This window comes from Mycobacterium scrofulaceum (assembly GCF_002086735.1).
GTDB lineage: Bacteria > Actinomycetota > Actinomycetes > Mycobacteriales > Mycobacteriaceae > Mycobacterium > Mycobacterium scrofulaceum.
The window spans coordinates 16082-29162 of the sequence record NZ_MVIJ01000060.1; the positions used below are offsets into that span (position 1 = coordinate 16082).

The window sequence follows — 13081 nt, forward strand, 5'->3', positions numbered from 1 at the left end:
ACGCAACACGAACCCGACCGCACACAGCCACTGCGGAGACAAGCCATTCCTACGCCCAACGCCACGCCGACGCCGGCATCCCGATCGACGTCCTGGCCGAACTGCTCGATCACCGAAGCTATTCGGTGACCCGCCGCTACTACCGCATCGGCGAGGACCGCCGCCGCGACGCCGTCGACACGGTCACCACGCTCAGCTTCGACCGGCACGGCAACCGGATCTGGCGTGACGCACACGCCCTGCTGGACTCCGAGCGCGCCCGCCACGCCATCGGCGAGGTCGCCGTCCCCGACGGCACCTGCACCGAACCAACCAACGTCAAGGCCGGCGGCGGTGCCTGCCCGATCCGATTCCGCTGCGTCGGCTGCGATCACTTCCGCACCAACATCGCCTTCCTGCCCGACCTGCAGGCATACCTGGACGACCTGCTGCGCACCCGCGAACGGCTGGCCGCCACCATCGACGGAGTGGACGAATGGGCCCGCGCCGACGCCACCCCCACCGAGGAGGAGATCACCCGAATCCGGCGACTGATCAACAGGATCAAAGGCGACATCGCCGAACTCGACGACACGGAGCGAGCGCAGATCAACGACGCGGTCGCCATCGTGCGTCGTCATCGTGCGGCCCACACGGTCCCGCTCGGCATGCCCACCCTCGCCGCCACCCCACCCGCACCAGCAACCCCCGCTTCGGAGGCCACCGCATGACCACAACCACCGACACCACGTCGAATCACACACGCGCACAATCTGTCTCGTCGAGCACACGCACCCGATCGATGCTCGACGGCCGTCGCGGCGACTCGATGCGCCGACGCCGGCGCGTGCTGGCCGCGATCGACCAAGCCGCAGCCGCCGGCGACCGGCTCAGCGCGGCCGCGATCGCTCGTGCGGCCGGAGTCGACCGCACATTCCTCTATCGGTACCGCGACCTACTCGAGAAAATCCATACGCTGCAAACAGATCCAGTCCCCGACGAACACACCGGCCCCACGGTCACCCAAGCCTCACTGCAGGCCGACCTGCTCGCCGCCCACGAACGCGCCGCCCGGCTCAACGCCCGCATCCGCCAACTCGAGCAGCGGCTCTCCCAAGCACTCGGCGAACAAACATGGCGCGAGTCCGGGCTCGACGCCCCAACCGACATCGATGCACTCCACCAACGGATCACCCATCTCGAACAGCAGGTCCTCGACCAACAACAACAACTCGACGAACGCGACGAAGACCTCGCCGCCGCCCGCGCTACCAACCGCGAACTCATGGCCCGACTCAACGCGCCAGGCCGGCCCCGCTGAAACCGCGAGTCGACTTGCACCACACCTGTTGCAGCAGATAGCATCCCAACATCAGCTTCTGAACTGCACAAACTCAGAGAATCACGCCGCTGCATCTGGTTGAGCCCCGGAGAGCAGCCCATACGCGTAGACGGTCTTCAGCAGCGTCGAGTCCCGCAACGCTGACAACGCTCCCTTGCGGTGGCGAAGTCGCGCCTGATCTACCAAGCCATCGGCGGCATCGAAGAGCTCTTGAACCTCGTCATAGCTCAGCGGGCGCCGTCCCGGCCGCCCCTCAAACTCGTTGACGTGACGCACGGTGTTCCAGTCATGCAGGATCTGTGCCGGGGCCTGCCCGAACCGCTCAGCGCACAAAGACGCCCATCCATATCGCGTGTCAGTAACGAAGTCGCCGAACAACCGCAATGCGTTTTGGTATCCCCGTACCGTCGAGTCAGCTTTTGGCTCCGCACCGGAAAGCAGTTGGGAGAAAAACGCATCCGCGTCATCTGCTTGCCACTGCCAGGGATACGTCCCGGTGAACTCGGCGAAACGGCGCACCACGCTCGCCCGCGCCTGCACCGTCGGTGGCTTGCACACCCGGGCTCGCTGCTGATCAGCCCAGCCAGACAGCATCGCGGTGAAGACCGTGGCTTCTGGATCCAACGGAAGCACTTTCGACACCAGCGACAGCGCTGCTGACCCCGGCAACTCGACGCCCACCATCCTGTTGTACTAGATGCGACAATGATGCGCCAGACGTAAGTGTCGAGACAGCACCCTTTCTGAGGTGTGATCCGATGTCCGCGGGACGCGCTTTACTGGGCGCTATACTCGCTCTCAACCGAGCAATTATGTTGCAGCAGATGCAATTCCGCTCGTCCTGCGGCAGAAGTGAGTACGGTGCATCGACCCGCAAGTGCACTGAACTAGTCCGACAAGCACCCTGTTGGCGCCAAGCGTCGCCTCACACCGCCCACAGCGCCCCGGCCAGGGTTCTTCCCAGCCCCGAGCAGTGCGCCGCAGCCGCATACGGTGAAGCAATCCGGCCGACGTGCGGGCCCGTCTTAGCCAGCGTGATACCCGGGGCCAACATCGTCGCCGTCTACTGGGCGATGCATACCGCCGTCTATCGGCTGGATCGCATCCACCCCGTTCCCACAGCAGCGCAGCACGACCGGCAGTACTCGCCGGCTAAATCACCAACAGTGCTTACACCCTCACCACAACATCGGCATATCACCGAGGCGCGCCGCCTCCACTGCGGCCCGATCCCAGCCGCGTTCCCGCAACACCGTGTGCAACGCGACCGAGCGCTCCCGCCGAGCCCATAACCCATCACTGGGAATCGACCTGCGGCCTCCTCCGCGCCGCATCCGGGCCATTCGTCGCATATTTTCACTCTGAGTGCCGATTACCACATGCTGGAATGTCGCCTCGGCCGCACAGACTTTCACGCACAGCGGGCTATCGCACTCGTGCAGGCCCAACTCGTCTGGCTGAAGGAGCACACTGAGTCGACGCGCCAGCGCGTACCGGTGCGGCCGCACGCAAATCCCTTTACCCCCACGGTAAATGAAGAACCGGCCATATCCGTCTTTACCGATAGCCCCCGTGAAAAAATCGCAGTCGTCAGCGCCGGGTCCTTGCACCACGTCGGAGTCAAAGCGCCGGCATTCGTCGGCGTGCACAACAGGATCGACCCACAGCGGCATCCCCAGATGAACACGCACGCGCCCACGCTAAACCCGGCCACCGACACCTTCGTCATGCGCCGCAGCGCCATTCGCACCTAGTGCTTGCGCCGCCGCGCCATCGTCATGCGCAGTAACGCCGTTCGCACCTAGTGCCAACGGCGCCGCGCCAGGGGCCGCCGCGCCGTTGCCCTCACCTAGTGCTTGCACCGCCGCGCCAGTGTGCGCGCTCGCCGCCTTTAACATCATCCGAACGCTACCGACTTTGACCCCAGCCAATTCCGCTATCGCCGCGAGTGATTCGCCGCGACCCTGCATTCGAGCCACCGCGATGCCGCCGGCCTGGCGGTGCGTGTGCCGACGCCGCTCTGCCTCTGCCCGAATCTCGAGGATGCGAGTTGCCTCCCACTCCTCCACGGCCGCCAGGCGACCCAGCTCAACGAGTAACGACGCCGCGTCATCGACGTTTTGCCGCTCGCACTCCACGCGTGCCTCGTTCGCTCTAAGCTGCGCCTCGCGAACCCGCCTACGCGCCGCTGATTTCGAGTTGATCGTTCCCATCGCCGCACCATACGACGAACCGGCTGTCCCGCTCTACCACACTGACCAACATCAGTGCGTCCACATTTGTCCACCACCAATGTTTCCCGATCCCCCAGTCCCACAACATAAGCCGATCCCACCCTCATGCACCACACACCAATGACCACCGGCATCAACCGTTCTGAACCACCCCAGACACCACACACCTCTTGCATTAAGGTCACAGTTTCCTAAGAACCGCCTGATCTGTGTAGGACAGATCTGCGGTGTCGTCTCTAACGTGCGCCTCGAAAGGGATTGCACTGCAGTGACGATGACTAGCCACAAGCTCACCGCCGGAGACGGTTACCAGTACCTGATCCGGCAAGTCGCTGCTGTCGACACCACCGCGCGCGGCCGGGCCCCGCTGATCGACTACTACTCGACCAAAGGCGAATCTCCGGGCCGATGGGTGGGATCGGGTCTGGCATCGCTGTCCTCGACAAGGGCACGTCCGGTGCCCCCCGAAGACCTCGCGAAAGTTTGGGCCGTACCGGTTGATTCGCCGGTCACCGAGGCCCAAATGAAGGCCCTGTTCGGGGAAGGCTTGCACCCCAACGCCGATGCGATCACCAAGTATGTCGCCGAATGCGGCGTGCGCGGCCTCGCGGCCGCCGAAGCCGCCAAACTGGGCCGCAAGTTCCATATCCGCGACAGCGAAACCACCTTTGTGCGCGCCCTGGCAGTGGCCTACCGCGATCACAACGAAGAAGCCGGCCTGCACTGGAACGCGCCCATCGCCGCGCCCACGCGCGCCGCGATCCGCACCGTTGTCGCGCGCCGAATGTTCGCTGAGCAGTACAAGCGCGCGCCCGCCGACGATCGCGAACTCAGTGGGTTTATCGCGCGGGAAACTCGCGCGCGCACGACCGCGGTCGCCGGCTACGACTTGACGTTTTCGCCCGTGAAGTCAGTGTCGACGCTGTGGGCGATCGCACCGCGCGCCGTCGCAACAGTGGTAGAGGAATGTCACGACGTAGCGGTCGGTGATGCGCTGGCGTGGCTAGAAACTCACGCCGCATTTACCCGTTCAGGTAAGGGTGGTGTCGCCCAGGTCGACACCACCGGGCTGCTCGGGGCGGCGTTCACCCACCGCGATTCACGCGCTGGCGATCCTGATCTGCACACCCATGTCGCGATCTCCAACAAGGTCGCCACGGTGGGCCCTGACGGTGTGTTGCGTTGGCTGGCGCTTGACGGGCAGCCTGTGCACCAGTTCACCGTGGCCGCCTCCGAGCTGTACAACACGCGCCTGGAAGCCCACCTTGGACAGCGACTGCAGCTGCGGTTCGCTGATGTGGTCGGCGAGGGCCGCGGCAAGAGGCCGGTGCGTGAAATCGTGGGAATCTCAGTCGAGCTGATGGCCGCGTGGTCGTCGCGGCGGCTGGCCATCGAAGCCCGCACCGCCGATCTGGCCAAGCAGTTTCAAGCCGCCCACGGCCGCGAGCCGACCCACGTGGAAACCATCGCGTTGGCTCAACAAGCGACCCTAGAGACCCGCGAAGCCAAACACGAACCCCGATCATTCGCCGAGCAGCGCCACATGTGGCGCGGCCAAGCGATCGAGGTGCTCGGCGCTGTGCGGGAGCTGACCGCGATGCTGGGCACCGTCTTGTCCGCGCCGGCGCCCCAAATCGATGCTGTCGATGACGACTGGATCACCGCGCGCGCTGCCCAAGTCATCGCCACGGTTGCCCGGTCCCGCGCGACCTGGCAACGCCACCACGTGTTCGCCGAGGCGCAGCGCCTCGTTCGTGGCAGCGGGCACGCCGCCGACGAGACGCTGGCCGACAAGATCACCGAGACTGCTTTGGCCGAGCCGCTGTCGGTTCAGCACATCGATATCGACGACGGTGAAATGGGAGAACCTGCGCAGCTGCGTCGCCGCGATGGAACCAGCGTGCATAGCCGCCACGGCAGCGCTACCTACACCTCTCAGGAGCTGCTGGCCGCTGAGCGACGCATCGTTGCTGCCGCCCTCCGACGCGGCGGGCGCACGGTCGAGGACATCGATATCGAGCTGGCGCTGGCAGACTCGGCCGCACGCGATAAGCAACTCAACGAGGGCCAGGTCGCACTGGTCCGGGAAATGGCAAGCAGCGGGCGCCGAGTGGCGTTGGCGCTGGCCCCGGCCGGTACCGGGAAGACCACGGCGATGGCCGCGCTGTCGCATGCGTGGCGCTCCTCGGGCGCGACCATCGTCGGCTTAGCCCCCACCGCGGCGGCAGCCATCGAACTGGGCGAGGATCTGTCGGCCCCGACCGACACCATCGCCAAATACGTCTGGTCGGCCGACCCGGCCAGCGGGTCGAGTCGCTCTGCCCCACCGCCATGGTTCACCAACGTCGGACGCGACACGCTCATCATCATCGACGAGGCCGGCAAAGCCGGAACGCTCGAACTTGATGCGGTGATCACCCACGCCTTAGCCCGTGGCGCCAGCATCCGGCTGGTCGGTGATGACTGCCAACTCGCGTCGATCTCAGCCGGTGGCGTGCTGCGCAACATCGCCCACAAGACCGATTCACTGACGCTGTCTCAGTTGGTTCGCTTTGGCTCCACCGCCGAAAGCGCAGCGACCCTGGCGATCCGCAGAGGAGACCCCTCTGGACTCGGGTTTTACATCGACCACCAGCGTGTGCACGTCGGTGCCGATCACACCGCCGCCGACATGGCCTACACCGCGTGGGCCGCCGACCTCGACGCGGGCCGCGATTCCCTCCTGTTAGCACCCACCAACGCCATCGTCGATACCCTCAACGCCCGAGCCCGACTCGATCGCCTCGCCGCGGCTGACCCGGCAACACGGCGCGGCCACGAAATCACCCTTTCTGATCGGCTTGCCGCCTCTCCCGGCGACCTTATTCGCACCCGCCGCAATGCCCGCCGGCTGCGCTTGAGCCCCACCGATTACGTGCGCAACGGCTACCGCTTCCAAATCCTGGAAATCCACCGAAACGGCAGCATCAAAGCCCGCCACCTCGGCAGCGGCCAAACAGTGCGCCTCCCCGCCCACTACGTCATAAAGCACGTCACCCTCGGCTATGCGGCAACCATTGACTCCGCACAAGGACTCACCGCCGGACACGCCTGCCACATCGTCGGTGCCGGGAGTCTCACTCGCCAACTGCTCTACGTGGCATTAACTCGCGGCCGCATCGAAAACCACATCTATCTATCCACCGCGGAATCCGACCCGCACCGGGTGTTGTCGCCCAAAGCAACTCACCCCGAAACGGCCGTCGATGTCCTGACCAAAACGCTGTCACGCGACGGCGCACAAGTCTCGGCCACCAGTGCCGCACGCGAAGCCCGCGACCCCTTCGTGCGGTTGGGCCCGGCCGCGGCGATGTACTACAACGCCTTGGGCGACGCCGCCCAGGCCCTGGCTTCCCCGGCCCTGCTGGCCCAACTGCACATCACCGCCGATCAGCTCTATCCAGGGTTGACCCGCGCCGAAGCATGGCCAGTGCTCTGCAAACACTTGGCGATCATCGGCGCCGACGGGCGCGACCCGTTCGCCACACTGACCGAGGCCGCCAGCGTAGGCGAGCTTTTCAGTGCCCACGATCCCGCCGCGGTGCTCGACTGGCGCATCGACCCCACCGGCGGACACTCTGCCGGTATCGGGCCGCTGCGCTGGCTGCCCGCCACTCCCACTTTGCTGGCCAACGACCCCGCATGGGAGAACTGCCTGACCGGTCGCGCCGTGCTGGTTGCCGAGCTGGCAGACCAGATCCGTGAAACCGTCACCCACCAATGGACACCGGCGACCGCGCCGGCCTGGGCCAAACCCGTGCTGGCCGCCAACCCCCAACTCGCCGCCGAAATCGCGGTCTTCCGCGCCGCCCACAACGTGGTTGCCGAAGACACCACCCTGCTCGGCCCACCCCAATACGCCGTGCGCGCCCGCACCATCCAAAAACTCCTCGAAAACCGGGCTCAAGCGGTGGTGCGCACCCAAAGCCCGCATGCTCGCCGCTTTGAGCAGCTGATCGACTCCATCGATCCGCGCATCCGCGCCGACGGGTACTGGCCCCAACTGGCCGCCCACCTCGCCCAAGCCGCCACCAGCCGGCCCGACCTGCCCGGCCTCGTTCGCGCGGCCGCCATCCAACGTCCGCTCCCCGACGAGCTGCCCGCCGCCGCGCTGTGGTGGCGTCTTGCCGCCGAACTCACGCCCGCGGCCACCGTCGATGCCCCCCACACCGGCCTGCGCCCTGCCTGGATCGCTGACTTGCACAACGTCTTTGGGTCAGCAACCGCGCAATCCATCGTCGCCGATCCCGCCTGGCCCGGCCTCGTCTCAGCTGTCAATGCCGCCGACCCCACCCGCTGGACCCCCGCCGACCTTCTTCACGTCGCCGCCGAGCACCTGGCCGACGTCGACCCCGACCACACCATCCCCGCCTACCAATACGCCCGCACCATCACCTACACCGTCGACCTGATCGGCGGCCACCACGACCACGCCGACCACCCGCTACCCGAACAACCCCCACTGCACCCCGAGGAAGAAGAACAACTTCCCCCCGACCCGCTCGGCGAGCAGCGCATCGACACCGGCGCCGCGCTGGCCGGCCGCGACGTCGACGAGCTGCCGCACCATCGTGGTGGCCAAGAGATCCCGTTGGGCGGCCGTGACGCCGGTCTGGACTTCGCCGACCTGCGACCCGACCGTCCGGTTGAGCCGTTACCGTTGCCGGCCGCGATGGCCGACGCGCGCGCACTGCGCAACGAATTCGTCGCCAGCACAGCGGACTTGGCTGCCTTCGTTGATGCAGTGCGCAACGACCGCGGCCCGGCGATGTGCGCGGCCGCCGCCCAGATCGTCGAGCTGCGGGCCCGCGCCGATGCCGACCGCCCCTATCTACTCGCGGTCCAAGACGTCGTCGCCCAATGGGCCGATGCCGAAGCCGACTACGAAGCCGCGCACACCAGCCTCGCATGGGCACGCACCCAACTCGCCGAACTGCAGGCCCAGCCCGATGCCGACCCGCTCGACATCGCCTCCGCCACACTCGACATCCAGCTACGCGCCATGGCCTTACCCGAGATCACGCCCGCCGAGCACTACCACGGGCCACTTGCAGAAGCACTCGCCGCCCGAGCCCAGGCCGCCGGCGGACCCGATCGCATCATCAGCGGCGCCGACGTCGACGCGCTGCTCGCCCGCACTCGCGACGTCGACCACCAGGCCCTGCAGGTGGCGCGCCGCCACCACCATCAGCTGCTCGCGCAACTTGACCGTGCTGAAGCGGCCGCCGCCCTGGCCTTCGCCGCCGCCGAAACCCGCTCCACTGAATATCTCAGCGCCCAACGCCACGACCTGGCCACCGAGCTACGCGTGCTCCAAGCCGCCAGCCGCTACCACCCCCAACGGCCCCTGCGCCTTGCCCCCGGTGCCATCGGCGACCTGCCCCCAACCACCGCCGCCGCGCTCACCAGAACAGCCCGCCTGCCCTTCGCTGTCACCGTCATCGACGCCCCACACTCGACCGAGCGCCGCGCGGCCCTACACACCCTGCACAGCGCAGCAGCAGCCGCCGACCGCAAAATCCTGTGGTGCAGCCCCACCCGCGACCAGGCCGAGCGTGCCGTCGCTGATGAGCTCGCCGACACCGCCGCCAACATCACCGAAGCCCGCACCCACATCACCACCAGGCAGTGGCAATTGCCCCCGGGCGCCCTGCTCATCGTCGAAGACGCCGCCACCGCCGACCCGGCAGTGCTGGCCGACCTCGCCGAACACGCAGCCACCACGCAGGCTGGCCTCATCCTGCTCGACACCACCGGCCGCCGAACATGGCCCCCGCAGCCCTCACAACGGCTCCTGGGCCTGCTGCACACCGAATTGCCCTGGACCACCACCCTCGGTGACCACACGCCATCTGACACCGCCCCACGCCCGTCTGCTCCGGACCTCGATGCCGCGCTCACCCAGCTACGGCGCGTGCACCCCGCGCTGCTCGACGACCAGCTGCGCGCCAGCCTCACCCGCGCAGATCAACTCCAGGCCACCATTCGCGGCGCCTACCAGCGTCACCTGGACGCAACCTGGCTTCGCGATCGCCATCAGGACCGCGATCGCCACATCGAGGACCGCGACCGCGGTATCGACATCTAGACCTGGCCGCGCTTTTTGTCTTGGCGCTCTTGGTATTTGATGAACCCGTCGACCGCTTGGGCGGTCACGCCGAGCTGGCGCGCGATCCAGGAGGTGCCGCGCCCCAACGCGATCAGCCGGCGCGCCGCATCGCGGCGGCGCTCACGCGCGGCGCCGATCTGCGCGGTCAGGTGCTCCATCTCCGCGTGAGCGGCCAAAAGTTCGCCCAGCGCTCGGCGCTCATCGTCCACACCGCCGATTGTTTCAGACTGCCTTGAAACGCTCCACCAGCAGCGCGAACAATTGAAATGTCAGGCCGGGATGGGTTGGCGGCGTCGGCTCACCGCAGCAGGCGTACTCACCGCACCCAACGTCCTGTTGAGCACTTCCTCGAGCTCGGCCGCGCGGTAACGGACCGTGCACTCAGGTGGCAACGACACACCCACCAGCCGGCCGGCCGAATCGACCGACACAACCACCTCGCCGGCATCCCTGGCCGATTCACCACTCACCGGCACGGCCGCCAGCAGCGCCTCAATACGCTTCACCCGAGCCAGCACCCGCCCGGCCAGGACGCCCCGAGCCAGCACCCGCCCGGCCAGGACGCCGCGCTCCTGCGGCGCCACGGCCGCCGGCCGCGCCGCATCCCGGGACTCCTCCCGTGCCGCCACCGGCCCGGTACCTCGCCGATGCCGCCCACAGCAGGTGGCGACAAAACGGGCATAGGCGGCCACCTCATCGCGTGCCCGAAGATTCTGCGCCAACTCAAACCGCATATACGCCAACACACTCACACACACAATGTCCGCGGCAAGTTCAGCGGCCGACAACACCATCGCCCCCGCCGACAATCCAATCTCTACCGTCCGACCATCACGCCCAACCCGAACCCGAACCAACCCCCCGGGGCTGACCGCGCCAAAGCATCCGAGATCTGCTGCCGCTGCGGACACCATGGTGGCCCCCTCACTAGTTTCAAGACTGCCTTGAATACTAGGCGGAACGCCTAATCCTTTCAAGGGCCCCTTGAAAGGATTAGGAGCGCAAGTTCCCCGGCTGCGTTAGCAGCGGATCGTCACATCGACTCCGCTTTACTACGCGCTGCGGCAAGGGCGTGATCGTAAACAACCGGAAAGTCGCGAAAAACCGCTTCACACAAAGCTTTTGGTATCCCGGCATCGGCCAAAGTCCGCATCCACTCCGCGATCACGTCGACGTCTTCCTCCGTGATGGCAGAAGCGTCACGAGCCCAACCCCGACCCCTGAACAGCATTCGGTTGTAGGAAATACCTACGGACTCAACGCATGCGCGCTCCAACGTCGCAACCGCGCGCTGTGCGGCCAATGAACCGGCCGCACTGTACGGCTCCAACTCCACCGCCGACGACAACGCAGACAGAAAATGCGGTGCAACGGCGACCTCAGTCGACCATGACTCACCTGCCGCCCGAGTCGCCGCCAGCAAGCTCAGCCCGAACCTGTCCTCGGCCGCAAACTCGACGAGTCCGGGATCAGGCGCCAACCACGGCCGCGACTTCTTGATCCAGTCTGATGGAGCTGAAGGCTGATCTGGTTGCAAAAAATCCCACGTCAGCCCTAGATCACAGATCGCGGCAGCGAACTTCATACCCGCCAGGCGCAGATCGCATGCGGCGCGTTCCAGGTCAGTTGCCCAGCCAGCCACCCGGGCGGTCGACTCGGGCGGGATGCCCAGTGTGGCAGTACCGACCGCCCACCGTGCGCTCTCTGTGAGTGCCGAGACCAGATCGCGATGACGTGCCCCCAGCACCGCGAGGTGTTCTACCCCACGGTACTTAGCCTGCCACTCCTGGTGCTGCTCTTGGCGCCATTGCTCGGCAAGCCATTGCAAATATTCGTGTTCACTCACTGTGGTGCTCAATATCGTCGCAGCCGAGCTCGGCTGCGACTGCGCGCAGCCTCATTTCGAATTGGTGGGCGAAATCGGCGGGATCGGCGTGGGCGGTCGCTGCGGCGTAGACCATGTCCGCTGCCTCGGCCAGGTCCTGCTCCCAGCCCTGCACGAATTCCATGGTGCGTGCCGTGACCCATTGCGCCTGATACGTCTGGCGCTCTCCAGTGGAAGACTCTAAGTGCGGTCTGGTCGCGCTTAAATTCACGAAATACACGCTGGTCGCGATCCGGTATTGGTTCCAGGTCTGCTGCGAAATGTCGTCGCCGGTACCCAACACATTCCACATCTCGCGCAGCTCGGGCGTCATCTGCTCGCACCTCGACACAGTCCACGTCATCTGAACGCCGAGCTGTTGCAGGGCTCGCTGCACCACCTCGCGCGGCGTCTGCACAATCCGGGCATACAACTGTGGATCGAAGGCTTCGAGTCGGTGCATGTGCATGTCGTCGAGGATCGGCCGCGAGTAGGGGCCATCATCGAATTCGCGGGGGCAGACGGCGTATTCGACACCGGGCGCGCGACCGAAGGGACTGTCCGCAGTGACCGCCATGGCAACCAGATGCGTGCCACCGCGCCCGCGCAGTTGTGCGTACTCGGCTAACACCTCGGCAGGGTCGGATGACCCGAACCAGCGTTCCCGAAATTGGTTGTCCACCCGCTCATCTGCCGCTAAAAGGCGTGCAGTCCGCGGCAAGAACACTCCCCACGGGATATAGCCGAAGCCCTCGTTGGACATCACCACACACTCGGTGGCACCACCAGCCTCACGCCGAAACACACCCACGGCCCACTCGATGCAGGCGTAATTAACGATGTCACTGTCACGACGGAGCTTGCGCACCAACGCTTTTGCGGCAGCCAACTCCGGTGAATCAGACCTTTCGCGCCGGGTGGACCCCGCTCCAGCGCTCACAGTGGCGGCCGGCACCACCACCGCCCCACCCGATCCGCCCGGCGAGCCCGCTGAGTTCGTAGCCGGCGCCGAACCACCCGCTGTGGCCGAATTGCCGGCAGGGGCCACCGGCGCTGCACCACTGGCGCCCCCAGCTACAGGAGCCGCCGGAGCGCCCATACCCGGCGGGGGAAGCATCATCGCCGCCGGCGCCGCACCCGCCGTCCCCGCAGAGTTGGCCACCCCGGCGCCCGCGGGATTAACCGTGGGCGGGGTCGCACCTGCCGCTGCCACCCCCGCCGAGGGCACACCCGCGCCCGACGTCAGTCCCGCCGCTGGAGTTGCGGCTGTCTGCCCGGCCGCCGGGGTGCCGGTCCCGGTCGCAGGCGGCAACGACCCCAATGCCGATCCTGTTGAAAGCCCTTGAGAGAAAGCCTGTGCCGGAGCTCCGGCGGTGGGTATGGCGTTAGCGGGCAGGTTCCCCAGCCCGGCAGCCTGAGTCCCGGGCAACTGCCCAAGACCACCAGGCAACCCCCCGCCCAAGCCTCCACCGGCCCCCAAACCCCCCCCCCAGACCCACCCCCCCGGCAACGAA

General features: G+C 66.5%; 10 protein-coding genes. 3 read left to right on the top strand and 7 right to left on the bottom strand.

The window, feature by feature from the left end:
• The first annotated feature begins 125 nt into the window (after positions 1 to 125).
• On the top strand, positions 126 to 710 hold the full coding sequence (locus BST44_RS25360; RefSeq protein ID WP_007172183.1) for a hypothetical protein: 585 nt from the start codon (positions 126 to 128) through the stop codon (positions 708 to 710).
• Positions 707 to 1300: a hypothetical protein gene (locus tag BST44_RS25365; protein WP_083179698.1), complete on the top strand. Its 594-nt coding sequence runs from the start codon at positions 707 to 709 to the stop codon at positions 1298 to 1300. Before BST44_RS25360 ends, BST44_RS25365 begins: the two co-directional genes overlap by 4 nt.
• An 81-nt stretch (positions 1301 to 1381) precedes the next feature.
• Here the strand turns inward: BST44_RS25365 and BST44_RS25370 are convergent, their stop codons facing one another.
• The 3 genes from BST44_RS25370 to BST44_RS25380 form a co-directional block, all read right to left on the bottom strand.
• Positions 1382 to 2002: a site-specific integrase gene (locus BST44_RS25370; RefSeq protein WP_225325865.1), complete on the bottom strand. Its 621-nt coding sequence runs from the start codon at positions 2000 to 2002 to the stop codon at positions 1382 to 1384.
• Positions 2003 to 2499: 497 nt separating this feature from the next.
• Positions 2500 to 3012: a hypothetical protein gene (locus BST44_RS25375; protein WP_225325864.1), complete on the bottom strand. Its 513-nt coding sequence runs from the start codon at positions 3010 to 3012 to the stop codon at positions 2500 to 2502.
• A gap of 9 nt (positions 3013 to 3021) precedes the next feature.
• On the bottom strand, positions 3022 to 3534 hold the full coding sequence (locus tag BST44_RS25380; RefSeq protein WP_007172179.1) for a hypothetical protein: 513 nt from the start codon (positions 3532 to 3534) through the stop codon (positions 3022 to 3024).
• A gap of 295 nt (positions 3535 to 3829) precedes the next feature.
• On the opposite strand from BST44_RS25380, the gene mobF reads away from it, so the two are divergent.
• Positions 3830 to 9682, top strand: coding sequence for a MobF family relaxase (gene mobF, locus BST44_RS25385; protein ID WP_244184942.1), 5853 nt, complete (start codon positions 3830 to 3832; stop codon positions 9680 to 9682).
• Here the strand turns inward: mobF and BST44_RS25390 are convergent.
• The 4 genes from BST44_RS25390 to BST44_RS30710 form a co-directional block, all read right to left on the bottom strand.
• A complete protein-coding gene (locus BST44_RS25390) occupies positions 9679 to 9912 on the bottom strand; it encodes a hypothetical protein (RefSeq protein ID WP_007170750.1) in 234 nt (77 codons plus the stop codon). The genes mobF and BST44_RS25390 overlap by 4 nt on opposite strands.
• Positions 9913 to 9972: 60 nt before the next feature.
• Positions 9973 to 10332, bottom strand: a complete 360-nt coding sequence (locus tag BST44_RS25395; protein WP_040623591.1) for a hypothetical protein — start codon at positions 10330 to 10332, stop codon at positions 9973 to 9975.
• A 404-nt stretch (positions 10333 to 10736) separates the two neighbouring features.
• Positions 10737 to 11549 (bottom strand): hypothetical protein, encoded by an 813-nt coding sequence (locus BST44_RS25400; protein WP_007170766.1) that lies wholly within the window; start codon positions 11547 to 11549, stop codon positions 10737 to 10739.
• On the bottom strand, positions 11542 to 12528 hold the full coding sequence (locus BST44_RS30710) for an EspK C-terminal domain-containing protein (RefSeq protein WP_196760537.1): 987 nt from the start codon (positions 12526 to 12528) through the stop codon (positions 11542 to 11544). The genes BST44_RS25400 and BST44_RS30710 overlap by 8 nt, the downstream gene beginning before the upstream one ends.
• Positions 12529 to 13081: the final 553 nt, after the last annotated feature.